Origin of the sequence: Plebeiibacterium sediminum, assembly GCF_026013605.1 — a bacterium.
GTDB classification, from domain to species: Bacteria; Bacteroidota; Bacteroidia; order Bacteroidales; family Marinilabiliaceae; genus Saccharicrinis; species Saccharicrinis sediminus.
Genome location: NZ_JAPDPJ010000032.1, coordinates 45957 through 66333, shown reverse-complemented (window position 1 = coordinate 66333; position 20377 = coordinate 45957). Strand labels below are relative to the sequence as shown.

The 20377-nt window shown below is 32.5% G+C and carries 17 protein-coding genes; 13 read left to right on the top strand and 4 right to left on the bottom strand.

Translation table 11 applies throughout. From position 1 onward, the window contains the following. The first annotated feature begins 403 nt into the window (after positions 1 to 403). The 6 genes from OM075_RS14095 to rplI all read left to right on the top strand — a co-directional run bounded on the left by OM075_RS14095 (position 404) and on the right by rplI (position 5087). A complete protein-coding gene (locus OM075_RS14095; RefSeq protein WP_301191168.1) occupies positions 404 to 1231 on the top strand; it encodes a sulfide/dihydroorotate dehydrogenase-like FAD/NAD-binding protein in 828 nt (275 codons plus the stop codon). Positions 1232 to 1297: 66 nt separating this feature from the next. Then, positions 1298 to 2773, top strand: coding sequence for an NADPH-dependent glutamate synthase (gene gltA / locus OM075_RS14090; RefSeq protein WP_301191167.1), 1476 nt, complete (start codon positions 1298 to 1300; stop codon positions 2771 to 2773). Between the two features lie 31 nt (positions 2774 to 2804). Further along, positions 2805 to 3809 (top strand): dihydroorotate dehydrogenase-like protein, encoded by a 1005-nt coding sequence (locus OM075_RS14085; protein ID WP_301191166.1) that lies wholly within the window; start codon positions 2805 to 2807, stop codon positions 3807 to 3809. A gap of 193 nt (positions 3810 to 4002) precedes the next feature. Then, complete coding sequence (gene rpsF, locus OM075_RS14080) at positions 4003 to 4350, top strand: 30S ribosomal protein S6 (RefSeq protein ID WP_301191165.1); 348 nt, start codon at positions 4003 to 4005, stop codon at positions 4348 to 4350. A gap of 3 nt (positions 4351 to 4353) precedes the next feature. Further along, positions 4354 to 4623 (top strand): 30S ribosomal protein S18, encoded by a 270-nt coding sequence (rpsR, locus tag OM075_RS14075; protein ID WP_138531849.1) that lies wholly within the window; start codon positions 4354 to 4356, stop codon positions 4621 to 4623. A gap of 17 nt (positions 4624 to 4640) precedes the next feature. Continuing rightward, complete coding sequence (gene rplI / locus OM075_RS14070) at positions 4641 to 5087, top strand: 50S ribosomal protein L9 (protein WP_301191164.1); 447 nt, start codon at positions 4641 to 4643, stop codon at positions 5085 to 5087. A gap of 185 nt (positions 5088 to 5272) precedes the next feature. On the opposite strand, the gene OM075_RS14065 is transcribed toward rplI, so the two are convergent. Next, entirely contained in the window at positions 5273 to 5674 is a 402-nt protein-coding gene (locus OM075_RS14065) for a response regulator (RefSeq protein WP_301191163.1), read from the bottom strand. A gap of 205 nt (positions 5675 to 5879) precedes the next feature. Here OM075_RS14065 and OM075_RS14060 point away from each other — a divergent pair, with 205 nt between their 5' ends. Then, a complete protein-coding gene (locus tag OM075_RS14060; RefSeq protein ID WP_301191162.1) occupies positions 5880 to 8606 on the top strand; it encodes a serine hydrolase domain-containing protein in 2727 nt (908 codons plus the stop codon). 130 nt (positions 8607 to 8736) lie between these two features. Here OM075_RS14060 and OM075_RS14055 read toward each other — a convergent pair whose 3' ends face one another. Beyond that, positions 8737 to 10038, bottom strand: a complete 1302-nt coding sequence (locus OM075_RS14055; RefSeq protein ID WP_301191161.1) for a M18 family aminopeptidase — start codon at positions 10036 to 10038, stop codon at positions 8737 to 8739. 262 nt (positions 10039 to 10300) lie between these two features. On the opposite strand from OM075_RS14055, the gene OM075_RS14050 reads away from it, so the two are divergent. Then, positions 10301 to 12682, top strand: a complete 2382-nt coding sequence (locus OM075_RS14050) for a GAF domain-containing protein (RefSeq protein ID WP_301191160.1) — start codon at positions 10301 to 10303, stop codon at positions 12680 to 12682. A gap of 96 nt (positions 12683 to 12778) precedes the next feature. Here the strand turns inward: OM075_RS14050 and OM075_RS14045 are convergent, their stop codons facing one another. Both OM075_RS14045 and OM075_RS14040 read right to left on the bottom strand, forming a co-directional pair. Continuing rightward, on the bottom strand, positions 12779 to 13291 hold the full coding sequence (locus OM075_RS14045; RefSeq protein ID WP_301191159.1) for a YfiR family protein: 513 nt from the start codon (positions 13289 to 13291) through the stop codon (positions 12779 to 12781). A 255-nt stretch (positions 13292 to 13546) separates the two neighbouring features. Then, on the bottom strand, positions 13547 to 13903 hold the full coding sequence (locus OM075_RS14040) for a response regulator (RefSeq protein ID WP_301191158.1): 357 nt from the start codon (positions 13901 to 13903) through the stop codon (positions 13547 to 13549). Positions 13904 to 14899: 996 nt separating this feature from the next. On the opposite strand from OM075_RS14040, the gene OM075_RS14035 reads away from it, so the two are divergent. The 5 genes from OM075_RS14035 to OM075_RS14015 all read left to right on the top strand — a co-directional run bounded on the left by OM075_RS14035 (position 14900) and on the right by OM075_RS14015 (position 20265). Beyond that, positions 14900 to 15502 (top strand): hypothetical protein, encoded by a 603-nt coding sequence (locus OM075_RS14035; protein ID WP_301191157.1) that lies wholly within the window; start codon positions 14900 to 14902, stop codon positions 15500 to 15502. A 187-nt stretch (positions 15503 to 15689) separates the two neighbouring features. Then, positions 15690 to 16190, top strand: a complete 501-nt coding sequence (locus tag OM075_RS14030; RefSeq protein ID WP_301191156.1) for a hypothetical protein — start codon at positions 15690 to 15692, stop codon at positions 16188 to 16190. Positions 16191 to 16644: 454 nt separating this feature from the next. Then, positions 16645 to 17922 (top strand): galactokinase, encoded by a 1278-nt coding sequence (locus tag OM075_RS14025; RefSeq protein ID WP_301191155.1) that lies wholly within the window; start codon positions 16645 to 16647, stop codon positions 17920 to 17922. Between the two features lie 39 nt (positions 17923 to 17961). Next, on the top strand, positions 17962 to 19170 hold the full coding sequence (gluP, locus tag OM075_RS14020) for a glucose/galactose MFS transporter (RefSeq protein ID WP_301191154.1): 1209 nt from the start codon (positions 17962 to 17964) through the stop codon (positions 19168 to 19170). Between the two features lie 72 nt (positions 19171 to 19242). After that, positions 19243 to 20265, top strand: coding sequence for an aldose epimerase family protein (locus OM075_RS14015; RefSeq protein ID WP_301191153.1), 1023 nt, complete (start codon positions 19243 to 19245; stop codon positions 20263 to 20265). Positions 20266 to 20377 lie beyond the last annotated feature (112 nt).

Sequence of the window (20377 nt, the reverse complement as noted above, 5' to 3'; positions counted from 1 at the left end):
TCATCTTAGAATAGATGAGAAACGAGCTAAAGAATGACTTTTAGTCATTCAGGTCGCTCAAAACTATGGACTTTCAGTCCATAGTGGTTTATTTAAGTGGATAAATAAGATATTTTATATAGAAACATCTATTTTAATAGTTAATGATGTTGTATTAATGGAGTATGTATAAAAACAGAATTTTTAAATAGAACAACAGTATTCTGTAAATAAATTTGAGTTATAATGTATTGAAAATAAGTATTGATATAATATTTATTTGAATCAGGATGCTCTCAATTATTGATTTTTTGATTTTTATCATACTTTTGTACAGTTTATTTGAATTCTAATGTTTTGATTGAATCAAAAGGTTTGAATTCACATTATGTTTTTGGATAAAGTTTGAATACCTATTTTAGGAATGTTTAAGATAATTAATAAAGAGTTCTTTTCAGAGAACGTTGTGAAAATAGATATTGAAGCACCCCGTATTGCAAAAGCAAGACGTGCTGGTCACTTCGTTATCGTTAAAGTTGGGGAGAAAGGTGAAAGATTCCCGTTAACAATTGCAGGAGCCGACAGAGAAAAAGGAACGATTACTTTAGTAGTTCAAAAAGTTGGAGTTTCATCTCGTAAATTAGCTTCATTGGAGGTTGGTGAATATGTTACCGACTTAGTTGGACCATTAGGGCAGGCTACACATATTGAAAATAAAGGTACTATTTTAGCGTGTGGTGGAGGAGTAGGTGTTGCACCTTTGCTTCCTATTGTTCAGGCATATAAAGAAGCTGGTAATCGCGTTATCACCGTTATCGCTGCACGAACGAAGGATCTTATTATTCTTGAAGACCAAATTAAAGCATTTTCAGATGAGTTGATTATTATGACCGATGATGGTTCATATGGTCAAAAAGGTTTGGTGACTGAAGGAATGGAGCAGGCTATTAGTAAGGAAAATATTGATGAAGCTATGATTATTGGCCCTGCTATTATGATGAAGTTTGCAGCCTTAACAACAAAAAAACATAATATTCCAACATTAGCCAGTCTTAATACAATTATGGTAGATGGTACTGGTATGTGTGGTGCTTGCCGAATTACTGTTGGAGGAAAAACTAAATTTGTTTGCGTGGATGGACCAGAGTTTGATGCACATCAGGTTGATTTTGATGAAATGTTGCTTCGATTAAATGGTTATAAGGATATTGAGAAGAAGGCTGATGAAAACTACTTAAAAAGTCATCAGTAATAATTCTTGATTTAGCTAAACAATATTCACCAGACATAATAAAATAAAGAAATCAGATTCCTAGAAATGGAAGACAGAAATAGTTATTTAAAATCTGAGCGTTCACAAGAATGGCGTGAGGAGTTAAGAAAAAAAATAAAAGCAAAAGACAGAACTGATGTTCCAAGGGTAAAAATGAATGAAGTTGATGCCAGTGAAAGAGTTCAGTCTTATATAGAAGTAAATAGTGGTTTAACACAAGAGCAGGCGCAAAAAGAAGCGACTCGTTGTGTAGATTGTGCTAATCCTACTTGTATTACAGGTTGCCCTGTAGAAATTAACATACCTAAGTTTATAAAAAGAATTGAACAAGGTGAATTTTTAGAAGCTGCTAAAGTTCTTAAAGAAACAAGTACATTGCCAGCTGTTTGTGGTAGGGTTTGTCCTCAAGAAAAACAATGTGAGGCCAACTGTTTTTATACCCAAAAGTTAAAAAAAGAACCTGTTGCAATTGGGTATTTAGAGCGATTTGCTGCTGATTATGAGCGAGAGTCTGGTCAGATTTCTATTCCTGAAATAAAAGAGAAAAACGGCAGAAAAGTAGCCTGTATTGGTTCTGGTCCTGCAGGTTTAACTTTTGCAGGCGAAATGGCTAAAAAAGGGTATGATGTTACTGTTTTTGAAGCTTTACATGAAATAGGTGGAGTACTAAAATATGGTATTCCGGAGTTTCGTTTGCCAAATAATATTGTAGATGTTGAGATTGAAAGCCTTAAAAAAATGGGGGTTCAATTTGAAACCAATTTTATAGTAGGAAAAACGGCTTCTATTGAAGATTTAAAAGAAGAAGGTTTTGAAGCCTTTTTTACTGGTAGTGGAGCAGGTTTACCTCGTTTTATGAATATACCGGGTGAAAATTATATTGGAATATTAAGTTCCAATGAGTATTTAACTCGTATTAATTTAATGCATGCTGCAGATCAAACAACCGACACACCTGTTGTTAGTGGCAATAAAGTGATGGTTGTAGGTGGAGGAAACACCGCTATGGATTCCGTGCGTACGGCAAAACGATTGGGTGCTGAAAGAGCTATGATTGTTTATCGTAGAAGTATGGAAGAAATGCCGGCCCGTCTTGAAGAGATTGAGCATGCTAAAGAAGAAGGTGTTGAATTTATGACACTGGCGAATCCTATTGAATATTTTGCCAATGAAAAAGGGCAGGTAAATCAGGTTAAAGTTCAAAAAATGGAACTAGGAGAGCCGGATGCCAGCGGTAGACGCAGACCAATTCCTGTTGAAGGATCAGAGGAATTAATTGAAGTGGATACTGTTGTTGTTAGTGTTGGAGTGTCTCCAAATCCAATTGTACCGGATTCTTTACCAGAATTAAAAACCACTTCATGGGGTACCATTCAGGTTAATGAGGAAACATTACAATCTTCAATGCCTGAAATGTTTGCAGGAGGTGATATTGTAAGAGGTGGAGCTACCGTTATTTTAGCAATGGGAGATGGTCGAAAGGCAGCTCAGAAAATGGATGAATATTTGAAGAATAAATAAAACCAATGGTCTAATCACTAATACAATTGGAATGAAGATATTGGAGACTAAATATATGGGACTTCGTTTGAAGAACCCAATTATTGTTGGAAGTTGTGGATTAACTGCTTCGGTAGAAGGATTAAAACGTATTGCTCAAAGTGGTGCTGCCGCTGTGGTATTAAAATCAATTTTTGAAGAGGAAATCATTAAAGAGCATGAAGATACTCTAAAAAAGAAATTGGGCTATCAGGATAATAATCTGGAGTTTTTAGATTATTTCGACTATCAATTAAAGAACGATGTTCTTAAAAAAACAGCTACACTCGTTGAAGAGGCTAAAAAAGAAATTGATATTCCTATTATAGGTAGTTTAAATTGTGCTTCATCAGGCGAATGGATTTCTTATGCAAAGAATCTTGAGAAAGCAGGAGTTGATGCCCTTGAATTAAATGTTTTTAAATTACCTTTTGATATTGATCAAAAACCTGAAGAGCAAGAGAAGCTATATCTTTCGATAATAGATAAAGTAAAAGAAAATATTTCTATTCCTGTTTGTATTAAAATTGCACCATATTCATCGAATCTGGCAGCAATGATTAAGAAATTGGACGATTCAGGAGTTAATGCCATTACCATGTTTAATCGATTTTATAATGTGGATTTTGACATTATGACCGATGAAGTTAAGGCTGGAGGAACCTATTCGTCAGACCAGGATTACTATAATACTTTGAGATGGATTTCTATTATGTCAGGAAAAGTCAATTGTGATTTATCTGCCAGTACAGGAATTCATAGTGCAGAAACAGCTATTAAAATGATTATGGCCGGAGCAACAACAGTACAAGTAGTATCTAAATTGTATAAAGATGGTCTGGGTTCCATTGCTGGAATGCTCAAGAATATTGAGTTGTGGATGGATAAGAGAGGTTATTTGAGCATTGATGAGTTCAGAGGTAGTGTACATCACGAACCTAAAGAAAACTCAGAGAAGTTTGAGAGAGTTCAGTTTATGAAGTATTTCTCTGGACATAATCCGGATCAGGTTATATAAGTATCAGAACTTATTATATTATAATGAATTAGAAAAGATAGAAGTCTGAATTTAGATTTCTATCTTTTTTACTTTAATTGTATTAATTTATAGTGTAATTATCTATGGGTGCATATTTTAGATTGAAAAATTTGTTAAGTGCAATAAAATAACTACTTTTGCGCCCGCATTAAATAATTTAATTATATTAATTATGTTGAATCATTATGAAACCGTTTTCATTTTGACTCCCGTTTTATCTGATGTTCAGATGAAGGAAGCGGTTGAAAAATTCCGCACTGTTATTACAGACAACGGAGGCGAAATTGTAAACGAAGAGAATTGGGGATTACGTAAATTAGCGTATCCTATTCAAAAGAAATCAACAGGTTTTTATAACTTGTTTGATTTTAAAGTTGAACCTGATGTGATTGCCAAGCTAGAGCTTGCTTTTCGTCGTGATGAGCGTGTTATTCGTTTTTTAACATTTAAAATGGATAAACATTCAGAAGCTTATAGTGAGAAAAGAAGAAAAACCATCAAAGAAAAAAAGGAGAAATAGGCCATGGCACAAAATCAAAGTGAAATCAGATATTTAACTCCTCCATCGGTAGAGATCAAAAAGAAAAAGTACTGTCGTTTTAAGAAAAACAAGATCAAGTATGTTGATTACAAAGATCCTGAATTCCTTAAAAAATTCTTAAATGAGCAAGGAAAAATTCTTCCTCGTCGTTTAACAGGTACGTCGTTAAAGTATCAAAGAAAAGTTGCAACTGCTATTAAACGTGCTCGTCACTTAGCATTGTTGCCTTATGTTACTGATTTGATGAAATAAAAACAGGAGGATAAAAAATGGAAGTAATATTAAAAGATGATGTAGCCAACCTTGGTCACGCAAATGATATTGTAAAGGTAAAGGCTGGATATGGTAGAAATTACCTTATTCCACAAGGGCTTGCAGTTTTAGCTACTCCTTCTGCTATCAAAGTTCATGAGGAGAATTTGCGTCAAAGAGCTCATAAATTAGAGAAAATCAAAAATGATGCTCTTGAATTAGCTCAAAAAATGGAAGGAATTTCATTAACTATTGGCGCTAAAACAAGTACAACTGGTAAAATCTTCGGTTCTGTAAATACTATTCAAATTGCAGAAGCTTTAGAAAAAGCTGGTTACACTGTGGAACGTAAGAATATTTCTATTAAAGAAGACCAAGTTAAAGAAATTGGTAAATACGTAGCTACAGTTAAACTACACAGAGAAGTTAAAGTAGAAGTTAACTTTGAAGTAGTTGCTGAGTAAATTAGTATAAACTTATACGAGATACATTTTCAAACAAACAGCGGAAAGCCCATCTGGTTACAGATGGGCTTTTTGTCTTTTATAAATAGAGTGAGATTTTTATTTGTAAGACGTATAGATATAAAAAAAAAGCCTTAGTAGTTAACTAAAGCTTTCTGTATATTGTAATGATAATAATTGCTTTCTTAAGCGTTTAAATATTTTGATAAAGTTTCCATCAGTATTTGTAATCTGATAGGTTTTGCCAGGTAATCATCACATCCGGCTTCTAAGCATTTTTCTCTTTCCCCGGACATAACGTGTGCAGTTTGTGCAATAATGGGCACTTTGCTATCTATTTTTTTGATCTCTTTTGTTGCTGTGTAGCCATCAAGTATTGGGAGTTGTAAGTCCATAAGTACCAAGTCAATATCATTTTCCTTGTACATATCTATGGCTTCTTGACCATCTTTTGCCCATAGTATTTTTGCACTGGTTTTACGTAGTGCAGCATCAAAAAATATCTTGTTAGTGTCAACATCTTCCACAACAAGAATAACCTTATCTCCCCAATCTTGATTTAGAGAACTACTTATATTTTCACTCATAATGTGTAAGTCAGTGTTCCAATTCATAAAGTATATGCTGCTAATTTAGCGTTTGTATTACTATTTACCAAATAAAATAATTTAAAAAAACATGCAAATGTATCCTTTATAAATAAGGATAAAATCAAACATTAACATTAATTTTGAGATTGTCTAATAGATGCAATAATAGTAGTAAGAGAAATAATTAAAGATTACATAAAAAGTGACAAAATATATACTGATTTTAATTTCGACATTCACATTTATATTTCATTTAAATGCTTTAAATAAATATCCGGTAAATTATAATAAAATTGATTCTGTTTATTCAACAATGAGTCTGGATGATAAAATCAATGCTATTATAATATCATCAAATAACATTTGGACCGCCAATATTAATAGTCCTGCGACGAATTTTGATCATTCTTGTGGGCTTGTAAATATTGATCAACTATATGACATATGTGGAGTGGAAAATCCTATGTTGTCAGATGTTATGATTCGTTCCGCTTATTTAGCAGGTAATAATGAAGAGTCTGTTAATTTACTGACTGATGTTCTAAATAAGAAAAAAGAAAATGGTTTCTTTTTTTCAATGAAGTCTCCTTATTCGTTGCTTTTCCACTTAGATGATCAAAGCAGCAATGATTTCTTTCTGGAGCCCTATGGCAGAATTGCTATACCTTATAAAATCGATGATGTAAAAAATGACTATTATATAGCTAATACCTATAAATTACCAAAGCAGGTTCTTGTATCGCATGAAATTAAGTTTAATGTACTAAAAAATTATGCTGCGGTGTCGGAGTATGATTATTTTTCAAGTTTGCATTGGCATGATCTTCAAAGAATATTAGATCAATATGAAGAGCCTCCTTTGGAGTTTATTTTAAGTTTAGGTGGTATTATTTATACTGATGATTATTCAGAAGACTATAAAAAGCTAAAAAGGATCTTTGGGAAAAAGATGTTACCTGAAAGTATTCTTGAAAAAAGTTGTAAAAAGATGCTGCTTTATCAGGAGCTTTGTGGTAAGCATTTATATGACGCTAATAAAAGATCATTAGAAGAGGATATGGATTTATTTGTGAATAATATCCGAAGGAAAGGATGTGTTTTATTGGAAAATAAAGATATTATCCCATTTGATAACGTTTCAGATGAAAAATATGCTTCAATACATATTGGTGTGGATGGGAAATCAAGTTTTCAAAAAATGATATCAAAATATACCAAGTGTGATCATTTTAGTACAGAGAATATTCCAGATGAAGATGGTTTACTCAACATAAGAAGAGAAACTGAAGGTTATGATAAAATTATTGTTGGAGTAAATGGTGATTGGTTTACTGAGGAAGAAACCAATAAGTTATATTCCTTTTTACATCAGATCTCTGAAAAAGCAGAATTAATTTTAGTGCATTTTGGCTCGGGCAACAGACTGGCAGCCTTACCTAAAGGGCATCCTTTTAAGGCCATATTGCTCTCGTTTGAAGCAGGAAAGCAATCTCAGGAAATAGCTGCGCAAATACTGTTTGGTGGTATTCCTGCACAGGGAATGTTGGCTAAAAATATTAATAGTCATTTTGATTTTGGAACAGGATTTTTAACCAATAAAATACGATTAGGTTATAGGGCTGCCTATGAAAAAGCATACTCTGATACATTGCGAATAATAGATCAGATTGTTTACAAAGCAATCAGAGAAAGAGCAACACCAGGTTGTCAGGTTTTGGTTGCAAAAGATGGTGATATTATTTATAATAAGGCTTTTGGTTATCATACTTATGATAAAAAACAACATGTTTCTGTAGGTGATATGTATGATATAGCATCGGTAACCAAGATCGTTTCTTCAGTTCCTTCTGTGATGAAGATGTATGATGAAGGCAAGTTGAAATTAGAGGATTCGTTATCGTATTTTTTACCTCGTTTGATAGGAACAAATAAACAAGGTATTAAAATTCAGGATATGCTTATTCATCAGGCTGGATTAGAGGCCTGGATTCCTTTTTATTTAAGAGCTGTTGATAAGGATCGCTTAAAAGGTGATATTTATAGTAAAAGATATTCAAGTCAGTATAATATTAAGTTGGATACCTGGGTTTATATGAATCGATCAGTTCGATATAGGTCTGATATCTTCAGGCATTCAGGTGGTGGTAAATTCAATGTTAAGGTTGCCGATAAACTTTATATGAATAATGAATATCTGGATTCTATAAAAATGGGCATAGATACATCTAAAGTTGATGAGAATCCTGGATATCGGTATAGTGATTTAGGTTATTATTATATCAAAGAGATTGTGGAAAAGACGTATAAAGAATCATTGGATCAATATGTTGGGGAAACTTTTTATCAGCCTTTAGGTGCCTTTAAAACTTTGTATAAACCCTTGTCAAAATATGATAAGAATGATATCGTTCCAACAGAAAATGACAAGGCCTGGCGAAGGGAATTAGTGCATGGTTATGTGCATGATCCGGGGGCTGCCATGTTGGGTTGTGTTGGGGGGCATGCAGGTGTTTTTTCATCAGCTGAAGATCTTGCCAAAATACTTCAAATGTACCTGAATAAAGGTACTTATGGGGGAATTCAGTATATAAAGCCTGAGACTATTGAGCGTTTTACTTCAACAGTGAGAGAGGATAACCGCAGGGGAATTGGGTTTGATAAACCTGTTCAGGATAAAACATTATCAGGTCCATCATGTAATGAAGCATCTGATTCTTCATTTGGTCATTCAGGATTTACAGGCACTTTAGTTTGGGTAGATCCTGAATACAATTTGGTTTATGTGTTTTTATCAAACAGAATTCATCCTAATCAATATAATAAGCGATTGATAACAACTGATGTGCGTACCAATATACAGTCTGCAATTTATCATTCGTTACCGGAGTATTGGGAAAAAGTAAATGAGGACAAGAAGAAAGGGGAGTAGACTCACTATCATTAGAATAAGCTACAACATTTCTATCTTTTAGATAAGAAATAAAAAAAGGAAATCACCTTAACGCGATATTGGTGATTTCCTTTTTTTATAACTTTTTGAATAGTGTTCTTAATTGATTCTAAATATCGTAAAACGTTTCAAAAGCTCGTGTTACATATAAATGGTCTTTGACTCCTGCAAGTTCTCTTACAGAATGCATAGCTAGCATAGGATTACCTATATCAACAGATCTTAAATCAATTTGACTTAAAGAAACATTACCTAATGTTGAACCTCCTTCCATGTCGGAACGGTTTACAAATTTTTGATAGGGCACATTGGCCGTCTGACATATGGTTTCAAATACAGCTCCGGAATCTCCATCAGTTGTATATTTCTGGTTGGCATGTATTTTAATTACAGGTCCGCCATTCATTACCGGATGTAATACCGGATCATGCTTTTCTGTTTGGTTAGGATGTATTGAGTGAGCCATATCAGCTGAAATCATAAATGAGTTATAGATCATTCTGTATAGATCATCTTCATCATAACCTAAGCCAAAATTAACGCGTTTCAAAATATTAGCCAGAACAGGTGATCCGGCTCCTTGTTTGGTCTGACTACCGACTTCTTCATTATCAAAAATACACAGCATTTGCGTATTTGTGTTGTTTGTTGAATTAATCAGAGCCTTTAAACCAGCATGAACCATCGCTAAGTCATCAAGTTTTGGTGAGCTGATAAATTCGTCGTTTATCCCCATTATGCAACCCTTTTCGTATTCGTAAAGCGTCAAATCAAAATCAATGATGTCCTGTGGATTTACTTCTAGTTTATCTGCTAATAATTTTAAAAGATAATTTTCCTTTTCAAAAGTATCATTAATTACTCCCATTAATGGAAGCATATCTTTTTGACGGTTAAGTGCCACACCATCATTTACTGATCTGTTTAAATGTATGGCAAGGTTAGGTATGATGAGTATTGGCTTTTTAAAATCAATGTATTTATGATCAGGGAACAATGGATTTGCCGATTTTAAACTCACCCTTCCTGCAATAGAAAGCGGTCTGTCTAACCACGACATTAAAATCGGGCCTCCATACACTTCTGTATTAAGTTTTAGTAATTTATTTTCCACAAGCATTTCCGGGTTTGGTTTAATCTTAAAACCTGGAGAATCACTATGAGCACTAATCATTTTAATGCCGGAAGCAGGTAAGTCATTGTTTCCGGTATTGAACGCAAATATTGCTGAACCATTTTTGATTGTAAAGTATTTTTTACCCTTTTCTATCTTCCATTTATCAGTTAGCTTAAGTTCTTCAAATCCATTTGATACAAGTGTATTTGAAATATTTGAAACCACATGATAAGGGGAGGGGCTATTATAAATAAAATCAATTAATTCTGTTGCGAGTGTAATTTCTGGTGTCATTGTATTTATTTTTTTGCAATTTATAAATAAACGCTCATATGCTATAATTGTATCATATGACTTTTGTTACTCTTTAATAACATAGTTCGGTAATAAACTTTTGTTGCTTAAAGGGCAAACAAACCATGTTAGCTAATTGTTTTATTTTTGGTTTAACTAAGAAAAATGATATTTTATATTTAAAAATTGAGATTTGGAGTATTTGTTTTTATTTATGAATAAAAGTTTGTTGTAGTTTAGCTTCGTTATAATTTGTAAAAGAATGAAGGAAGGGGATAATATAAAATGTACGCTAAGTAAAATACCATTTAAGGTATCTTTAAGTTTTGAATATTTAATTAATGATATTGAAAAGATTGCGTCTGACCTTAAACATCCTATGAATTTAATGGCTCAGCAAGTTATTTCGATGTTGGATAATAAACCTGAGCTAAAAAAGGCAGAAATCGATTTATCGTCTCTGGATAACAATCATGAGATTTTGAATAAACTAATGGCTTTTGTTATCAATCCATTGGTAAATCAGGAAGAATTATCTGCTGTTTTTCCTCCTTTTGCATGGGAACCATTTTATGCCACTGAATATTTTAAAAAGTTATTTCTCGATCCTGTTAAAACCAATTACCTGGTGAGCCATATTCTTCCTGAGGAGGATAAGATGCTGGTTTTGGTTTTGTTTCATGCTTATATGTTAATTCTGGATAAGATTTATGGAATTGATCTGTATCAGGATAAACCATTAACTTTTAAGTTAGAGGACGATAAAACTAAATTGGTTCGCTTTTATTCTTCCCGGATTAATTCGCAGTATATAAATATAATTCCATCCGAAAAACATAGAAAATTAAGTGATGAAGAACTAAAAACATTGGTTAATGTTGATAACGATCTGGATTATTGGAATAAAATGATTCCGTTGGAGAATTATGAATTTCGTGGAATGATGAAGATCGATTATTTTGACGTAACCTACGATTATGTGATCTCTCAACTTAAATCAGATTTGTTAAACCGATCTACCATTATTACCAATAGTGGATTTGAAAAGGTTAAAGGATGGATTAAGTCATTAATTGAAAATGCAGAGTTAGAAGTTGGTTTAATCGGAATTACCGATTTTAAATCATCTTACAATAAAAACTTTATCTGGAAAAGTATTGTTCCATACGAAGAGCTTTCTTGTGAAGATTATGCAGGTAGTATATACGAAGAAGCATTTGTAAATCAAAAGATCATTATTACTGATGATTTTAATGAGCAACCAGGAAGTAAGGTTGTGGAGGCATTTCTACGAAGAGGAATAAGGAGTCATGTTATTGTTCCTTTAGTTGTTGATGATACAGTTGTGGGAGCCCTTGAATTTGGGTGTGCTAAACCTGGGAATTTAACGATGATTCAGGTGAAAAGGCTTCTTGAAGTTTTTCCAATTTTTGCAATTGCTATTAATAGATCAAAAACAGAATGGAACGATAGGGTGAAAGCTATTATTCAGAAAGAGTTTACTGCTATTCATCCTACGGTAGAATGGAAATTCAAAGAAACTGTTCAGAATTTACTTAATGCAGAGAGTTGTGAGAGTGACTTCCGTGTTACAGAACCTATTGTTTTTAATGATGTTATTCCAATTTATGGCGCATCTGATATAAGAGGTTCTTCAATTGAAAGAAATAAGGCCATACAGGCAGATTTAACCGATCAGTTGATGATGGTTAAAGATATCTTATCGTCAGATAAAATATTAAATGATATACCCCTGGTATCTAATCTTTTTTTCAAAATTAGTCAGTATTTAAAAAGTGTAGAAGAGGGCTTAAAGGCTGGTGATGAGATGGCTGTTATCGAGTTTCTTAAAAGTGAGATACAACCGATATTAAATATCTTAAAAGAGCGAGATAATGAGCTGAGAAGTATTGTAGATTCCTATTTTGCTAAGCTCGATCCTGCTTTAGGTGTCTATTATAATAAACGAAAAGATTTTGAGGATAGTTTAACAATGATTAATGATCATGTTAGTGATATTTTAGACAAAGAGCAGGTACAAGCACAACTTGTTTTTCCTCATTATTTTGAAAAATACAGAACTGATGGTATTGAGTATAACGCCTATATTGGTCAATCGCTGGTTAAAAAACTTACCTACAATAAAGTTTATTTAAACAACCTAAGATTGTGGCAATTATTGGTAATGATTAAAACAGCAAGAAAAGTAAAAGAAATACAGGAATCTCTGAAAACTAAGTTAGATATATCTCAGTTAATACTTGTTCATTCAGCACCTTTGAGTATTGCATTTCGCCAGGATGAAAAGAAATTTGATGTGGATGGTGCTTATAATATTCGTTATGAAATAACAAAAAAGAGAATTGATAAAGCACTTATAAAAGGATCAAAAGAAAGAGTTACACAAGTAGGTAAAATAGCAATTATATATTCTTATGCTGAGGAGATTGAAGAATATAAACGTTATATCGATTTTATGATCGCACAACGATTTATAACCAATAAAGTAGAGGATATTGAATTGGAAGATTTGAAAGGGGCTTCAGGTTTAAGGGCTTTAAGAATTGAAGTGGACTTTAATAAATTAAGTTCCGAAGGAATTGATAAGGCTAAGTATGAAGAATTTATTGGTTTGGATCATTAATAAATATTGTCTGACAGAATATTATCATTACTTATTCAAAAAAAAAGCGATACAAAATGGTATCGCTTTTTTTGAATAACTATATTTTGTGGTTTATTAGTTTCTTGCCATTTGAGCAAGCTTACTACTAACAACAATATTTTTTTGTTCGGCAATTTCGCTGTTTAACTGAAATGTAAGCTTATTATCAACAATTCTGAAGTTAATAATGGAGTGTGCTGGTGTGTATGCCTGTTCTTCAGTTACTGTCATCACAGCATGGTTTCCTAATTGTTCCAAATCCTTTTTTAGGCGGCCTGATTTACCTTTTGGAATAAAAAGTACCTGGCAGTTTTTCATATCTTCAATGCTTGATACTTCAATTACATTAACCTTTGCATAGCCAACGCTTTTTCCATTAACAGTGCTGTTTAGCTCATTTAAAATGGCATGATCATTACCATAAACACCAACAGTAAATGTTTTCATGGATTCTTGCTGAGGCCATCTTACATACCTCATAAAGCTTGCAATAAACGAAGCTTCCACTTTTTCAACAGCCGTTTGAGCGTTAATGTTGATAAATAGCATACATAATAATGCTATTCCCAAAAACCTTTTAATCATCATTCAATACTTAGTTTAATGTTAACTATTAATTTATAGCCACTTAACGAATGTGTTTGTCTTAAGTTACCAGTGTTCACCTTATTTAACACATCGAGGTATTGATTTTTAAGAGATTTTATATGGGATTATTATTTTAAGTATTTGATAATTAGATGTATGAATATGAATATTTGTCTTTTATATACAAAATATCAATAATTGGATTATGTTATTTTAACAATTTTAGCGTATTATTTATTAATAAAAGTTTATGATTCAGGCACATAATGTTTTAATGGCATTATTAAAATCTTCCTTAATTAGTGGTTTTGCTACAAATGCCGATGCTCCATAGCCTAAACATGCCTCTATGGTGTTTAAGGAATGGTCTCCTGATAATATAATAACAGGTATATCAAGCCACTCTTCTTTTAATTCTTTTAGTATTTCAAATCCATCTTTATTGGGCATATATAAGTCTAATAGAATTAAATCGGGCTTTTCTTTTACGATAAGTTTCCATCCTTCCAAGCCATCAGATGCTTCTAATATTTGGAAATTATATAGAGATAGTAGTTTTTTTATTGTAACTCTTGATTCTAATGCGTCGTCAACTATTAAAACTTTTTTCATAATGAGGAGTGTTTAAATTAGTTTTACATTGCAACTTATAATTCAATATACGCTGTTTATTTAATATAGATGCTATTTGTTGATAGAAAGCATGTTTTGGTGTGTAAATGCGCAAATAAATGCTGCTAATGTTGTAAGAGGTAAGGAGGATTAATTTCATGATTTGATTGAAATTAAAAGGTTGAAAGTTTAAAATTCGATCACGTTGCCATCGGGCCTACACTTTATATTTGTATAGTGTTTTGGACTTTATGCACTTTTAAGTCGTTTTCTTCGCACTTCTTCGCATGTTCCTCGCACTTCTTCGCATGTTCTTCGCAACTTGTTCGCATTTCTTCGCACCGTCTTCGCAAAACCTATGCACTTTGTATACACCGTCTTCGCATTTCTCCACATGCGCTACGCAGGTTCTCCACCGTTTGAACACACTAAGAGTGCGAAGAACCTGTATAGAACCTGCATTGAAAGGTAGTAGAATTGCGAACTTGTATCGAATGTGGGTCAGAGCAGTGTAATAGTTTGTGCATACCCATTTAGCCGGTTCGTAAACATTGTATCATGGCTTAGATAAAAGAAATTCAGTTAACCAGAATGTTTATAAGAGTACAACGTTCTCTGTATTTTTAATTTACCTAAATCCCTTTGAAAAAAACGTAAAACTAAGTGTTATGCTTATTGACAAGTGATGATAATCTTTTTTGACAAGTAGTAAAATGTAAAACTATTTATTCATCATTTTTACGACTGAAATTACCCAGGTTACAGGAAAGTATGAATATTTTACTTAGGGTTATAAACGCATCATTCAATATTATTGTATCTTAAATAACCACTTAGTGTATGCAATAACTTTGATTTTATCATTAACGCTTAAATCTTTTTAGTAACTTGCTCCAGATAGGGGTAAAATGCTTATTTGTACATCACAAACTACAAGAACAATTGTAGCAAATAAAAATATGAGTGAGCAGACTTTGATATAAAAAACAAACAGATATGATTTCAAAAATAAGAGCAGGTATTTTAAGTTGCGTTGGATTAATGATTATAAACCTTCTTAGGGGATTATATATGATTCCAAATTTGGAGCTTGGTCATCTTTTGACTTATAACCTGATATTCCAAATCGGATCTTTATGGTTTTCAATTTCTTTGTGGATCGTTATAAAATATGACTTTGTCAAATTAAATGCATTAGAGGAGTTTAAAAAGCCTCTTGACTGGCTGATAAGGAACATTGCAATAGTGTATGGAGTAGGCATAGTTTCATTTTTTTTCCCAAGTAGAGAATTTTATATTATAATTTTAATCCTGGGTTTTATACTTATGATTAATTACATCATTGTATTTGTTAAGATTTATAAGCTAGATAAAAGTGCCTTGGAATTTGTGGGAGAATTACACAGATATATTATATCAATGATTGTATTTATCATGACTTTTTTTGTTGTGAATGTGATTAATGAATTTAATTGGCACATGGATTTGGATTTTGCATTTTATATTCTAATCGCCTTCCCACTTATCTTCTTGATTAGATTTTTGCATAAAGAAAAAAAAGACATTGAATCTAAACAGCGTATCTATTCAATAGATTAGAGATTTTTTATAAATGTTAAAAAGATACCATCGAAAATGAATTATAGTATAGATTGCCAAATGTTTAGGTACTGATTTAAGATGTCTGTGCGAAATCTAGCTTTGGGTACTCTGGACAATGATTGCTGTAATTAATCAGTTACCGAACTTAGTGAAAAAACATATAATATACTTAGCCCCTCCCAAAATGAAAGCATTTTTATTGATTGTTATTATTCTTTTAAATATTGGATGTAAACCAATCAAAGAAGCACAAATTATTGAAGGTGATTTATGCTATGAATGGATAAAACTTGGGAATTTTTACGGACAACCAGATAGCCTTTTGACTAATTTTTATATATGGAAAGATAGTATTGGTTACGAAGGAATGATGAAAGAAGATTCCTTGTCAGCATATTATCTCAAACTTTTAGAAGACAATGATTTACTTGTTTGTCCCTATGTTTATATTATAACTGACAAACGAAGGCGAGTTTTACTATATATGAATTCGGCAGAATATGAAAGTCTGAATCATTTTACCTATAAGGAATTAATTGCAAATCATCAAAAAGTAAGAATCGTGGCTAAAGTACACAGTTTAGTTGATAATATGTTTGTTTGTAAAAAATTGATTTCTGTTGATGTAATTGATGGCGTTACTCGTCCTGGTAGAAGTAAATTTAAGATTGAAGATTATCGATAACATAAGTGACAATCACCAGCATGTAGCCTGTAATACTTGCTTAGCAAGTAATATTATAAAGTTAATTTACTAAGCTGTATTTCTGCAGTCTATTTTTAAGGATTAATAAAATTGAGATTTGCTTAAATTCAGCCTGGGGAAGAGGTCTCTTCTCGATCCATATATCAATATAATCATAAAATTAGTTTCCAATTAAATTTAAAATAGTTACATCATCTTTTTAAAATGATGAAGATATATGCTGCAATGTAAAATATAAGTATCATAAAATCAGTATTTAAACTGGTTTATGATGTTAAAAAACTAAACTAGTGGGGACTGGTAGGTATTTTTTAATTATTTTTTCTTATTATTGCAAGGATAAATAAAAATTAACGATTAGATAAATTCTTTAACAGTTGATTTTTTTTGATTTAGGTAATAAAAAAGAAGTTTAATTTAAATAAATAAAGACATGGCAACTATAAGTTCATTAATTGAAAAGTTAAATGGTGGAGATAATTCTTTTTTTAAAGAATTGTATGGAACAGATCAGGCTATTTTAAAAGAACAAGCAGATCGTTACGTTAAATACATGAATGAATTCAAAAGTATTTATGGTAGTGAAGAAGTAATGTTATTGAGTTCTCCTGGTCGTACTGAAGTTGGTGGTAACCACACAGATCATCAATTAGGACGTGTGCTTGCAGGTGCTGTAAATTTAGATAATATAGCTGTTGCAGCTCCAAATGGTACTAACATAGTACGCATTACATCTATTGGTTTTGATCCTTTTGAAGTGGATCTTAGTGATCTTGAAGTAAAAGAATTTAAAATCACTCCGGGAAACCTTGTAAGAGCAATTGCTAAGGGCGTTAAAGATTTAGGACTAGAGATTGGTGGATTTGATGCTGTTATTCATGGTTGTGTACCGGAAGGTTCCGGATTAAGTTCTTCTGCTTCTTTTGAAGTGTTGATTGGTGCAATTTTCAGTAATTTATTTAACGAAGGAAAATTAGATCCTGTAGATAATGCTAAAATCGGACAGAAAGCTGAGCATGCTTGTAAAAAATTCTGTGGGTTAATGGACCAAACAGCTTGTGCTGTAGGAGGTTTTATTACAATAGACTTTGCAGATGCAGCTAACCCTGTTGTTAAAGCATTGGATTTTGATTTTGCTAAAACAGGTTACTCTTTAGTTATTACCAATACAGGTGGTAGTCACGGTGGATTAGATGAAGAGTATAATGCTTTACCATCAGAAATGAAGGATGTTGCTAAAGAATTAGGACAGGAAGTTTTACGTCCGCTTTCAATGGAGGATGTAGTATCTGGAATTCCAACTATAAGAGAAAAAGTTGGTGATAGAGCTTTATTACGAGCTATTCACTTCCAGGCTGATAATGCAAGAGTTGTTGATGAAGTAGAAGCATTAGAAGCTAATAAATTCGATAAATTTTTGGAGTTGGTTATTGAGTCAGGATTTAGCTCATACATGTACAACCAAAATATTTATGTTGCAAAAGATGTAAGAAATCAAAGTGTTTCTTTAGGATTGGCGCTTAGTGATTTAGTATTAAAAGGCAAAGGAGCATGGCGTGTTCATGGTGGAGGTTTTGCCGGAACTATTCAGGCATTTGTTCCTAATGATTTATTAGATACATACATCTCTACTTTAGAATCAGTATTCGGTGAAGGTAATTGTCATAAATTATTTATCCGTTCAAAAGGAGCTGTTGAGGTTGAATTATAATAAGGAATTCATTTATATTATTAATAATACATTATTACGATGAGTAAAAATAAATATTTATTCCCTTTGGTTGTAATGGCCTCATTGTTTTTCCTTTTTGGATTTATAACAACAATGAATAATTCAACTATTGAGTTTTTAAAAGATGCTTTTGGATTAAATGATGTGCAAAAGCAGTTGCCTAATACTTTCTTTTATGGTGCATATGTTTTATCTGTACCTGTAGGATTTTTAATTAATAAAATTGGTTATCGCTTCTCTATCTTTACAGGTTTAGGAATGATTGCTCTAGGGTTCTTTGCCAGTATCCCTGGTGTTGGATTTGGTTATTACGGATTCTTAAGTGCAGTATCGATCTTCGCTATTGGAGTTGTAATTCTTCAGGTTGCTGCCGCTCCTTATGTAGTAGCATTAGGACCAAAAGAAAGTTCTGCAAGTCGTTTAACATTAACGAATGCATTAAACTCAGTAGCAACAGTAATTGCACCTATCTTCGTTTCTGTACTTTTGGTAACTCCTGAATTAGGAGAGGGCGAAGTATTAGAAAATTCTGCAATTAAAGAAATTGTACAAAACCCATTCATTGGAATTGGTGTAGCTACAGCTGTTATTCTTATTATCATGTTCTTTTTGAAATTACCAAATATTAAAGAAGAACAGGAAAAAGCTGAAGCAGAAGGTGCAGTTAAGCATAAGTCAAGTGCATTTAAATATACTCACGTTTGGTTAGGTTCATTAGCTATTTTCGTTTATATGGGTATTGAAATTGGTATTCCTAGTTTCTTTGCTGACTTTTCAAATAATGCTGGTGCTGTAATCAAAACTTCTACTACCGATATGTTAAAGTACTATTGGGGAGGTTTAATGGTTGGACGTTTATTAGGTATTTTTGTATTACAAAAGTTCAAGCCAGGTTTAATCTTAACTGTTTGTGCATTAGGTGGTGCAGCTATGTTAACAGGAAGTATTCTTATTTCAGGTAATTTAAGTATGTGGATGTTCTTAGGAACCGGTTTATTCCACTCAATTATGTGGCCTGTTATTTACAGTCTGGCTTTAGAAGATTTAGGTCCTCATGCCGATGTAGCTTCAGGTATCATTGCAACATCAGTAATTGGTGCAGCTATTTTAATGCCAATTATGGGTGCTATTCAAACTTGGGCTGGTGTAATTGCAGCTGTTAGTTGTTTATTTGTTTATTATTTATATTTGATTTTCTTTGCAACTAAAGGATCAAAAATTAGATAAATATAAAATTTAGTATTAATCAGATAAAGCATCTATTAGTATTTAATAGATGCTTTTTAATATAAAGTAATTATGACAAAAGCTTCAGATATTTTTACATTAAAAAATGCTAATGGTGTAGAAGTTTCTTTTATTGGAAGAGGTGGACAAATTGTTGGTATTAAAGTGCCTGATGCAAAAGGTGAGGTTGCTGACGTGGTAGTTGGATATCAAACTGTAGAAGAAGCATTGGCAGGTGATGCTTATTTAGGTGCATTATGTGGTCGTTATGCCAATCGTATTGTTAATGGTCAGTTTGAGTTAGAAGGTGAAAAATATCAATTAGATATCAATAATGAGCCTAACCATTTACATGGAGGTGTTGACGGATTTAATTTAAGAGTGTGGGAAGTAGAACCTTATGTTGATCCTAAATTTGTTCAGGCATTTAAACTTTCTTTAGTTAGTCCGGATGGAGATCAAAATTACCCAGGAGAATTAACTGTTAGTGTTATTTATGGTTTAACTGATGATAATGAGTTTGTAATTGATTATACTGCCGAAACAAGTAAAACAACAATTATCAATTTAACCAGTCATGCTTATTTTAATTTAAAAGGTGCTGGTACTGGGTCTATTGAGAAGCATGAATTACAATTGAATGCCTCTAAATTTACACCAATAGATGGAAAGATAGGTACTGTAACAGGCGAGATTGCTGAAGTGAAAGGTACAGCTATGGACTTTGTAGATGCAAAACCAATTGGTGAGGCTTGTGTTGCAGATGATGCTCAGGTAAAACTTGTGGATGGTATAGATCATAATTTTGTGATTGATGGTTATGATGGATCTCTTAAGTTAGCTGCCAGATTGAAAGATCCTGAGAGCGGAAGAGAAATGGAAGTGTATACTGATCAGCCTGGAGTTCAGGTTTATACCGGAAGTCATTTTGATAGTTCAGAGACAGGTAAATTAGGTAATCCAATTGAAAAGTGGGCAGGAGTAGCTTTGGAAACTCAGATTTTCCCGGATGCACCAAATAAAGATAATTTCCCTAATGCTGTTTTAAAGCCTGGAGAAACCTATAAGCATACTTGTGTTTATAAATTTATCTAGTAAAATAGATTAATTAATATATCCAAGCCATTTCATTCTTTTGAAGTGGCTTTTTTATTTGTGTCTTATTTATAAACGATATGAAGTGGAAGATATCTAAATTAAAGTAAAC

What these genes read in the sequence shown, in the direction of transcription:
- OM075_RS14095 (WP_301191168.1), top strand. Translation starts at nt 404, where the DNA reads ATGTTTAAGATAATTAATAAAGAGTTCTTTTCAGAGAACGTTGTGAAA.
- gltA (WP_301191167.1), top strand. Translation starts at nt 1,298, where the DNA reads ATGGAAGACAGAAATAGTTATTTAAAATCTGAGCGTTCACAAGAATGG.
- OM075_RS14085 (WP_301191166.1), top strand. Translation starts at nt 2,805, where the DNA reads ATGAAGATATTGGAGACTAAATATATGGGACTTCGTTTGAAGAACCCA.
- rpsF (WP_301191165.1), top strand. Translation starts at nt 4,003, where the DNA reads ATGTTGAATCATTATGAAACCGTTTTCATTTTGACTCCCGTTTTATCT.
- rpsR (WP_138531849.1), top strand. Translation starts at nt 4,354, where the DNA reads ATGGCACAAAATCAAAGTGAAATCAGATATTTAACTCCTCCATCGGTA.
- rplI (WP_301191164.1), top strand. Translation starts at nt 4,641, where the DNA reads ATGGAAGTAATATTAAAAGATGATGTAGCCAACCTTGGTCACGCAAAT.
- OM075_RS14065 (WP_301191163.1), bottom strand. Translation starts at nt 5,674, where the DNA reads ATGAGTGAAAATATAAGTAGTTCTCTAAATCAAGATTGGGGAGATAAG.
- OM075_RS14055 (WP_301191161.1), bottom strand. Translation starts at nt 10,038, where the DNA reads ATGACACCAGAAATTACACTCGCAACAGAATTAATTGATTTTATTTAT.
- OM075_RS14050 (WP_301191160.1), top strand. Translation starts at nt 10,301, where the DNA reads ATGAAGGAAGGGGATAATATAAAATGTACGCTAAGTAAAATACCATTT.
- OM075_RS14045 (WP_301191159.1), bottom strand. Translation starts at nt 13,291, where the DNA reads ATGATGATTAAAAGGTTTTTGGGAATAGCATTATTATGTATGCTATTT.
- OM075_RS14040 (WP_301191158.1), bottom strand. Translation starts at nt 13,903, where the DNA reads ATGAAAAAAGTTTTAATAGTTGACGACGCATTAGAATCAAGAGTTACA.
- OM075_RS14035 (WP_301191157.1), top strand. Translation starts at nt 14,900, where the DNA reads ATGATTTCAAAAATAAGAGCAGGTATTTTAAGTTGCGTTGGATTAATG.
- OM075_RS14030 (WP_301191156.1), top strand. Translation starts at nt 15,690, where the DNA reads ATGAAAGCATTTTTATTGATTGTTATTATTCTTTTAAATATTGGATGT.
- OM075_RS14025 (WP_301191155.1), top strand. Translation starts at nt 16,645, where the DNA reads ATGGCAACTATAAGTTCATTAATTGAAAAGTTAAATGGTGGAGATAAT.
- gluP (WP_301191154.1), top strand. Translation starts at nt 17,962, where the DNA reads ATGAGTAAAAATAAATATTTATTCCCTTTGGTTGTAATGGCCTCATTG.
- OM075_RS14015 (WP_301191153.1), top strand. Translation starts at nt 19,243, where the DNA reads ATGACAAAAGCTTCAGATATTTTTACATTAAAAAATGCTAATGGTGTA.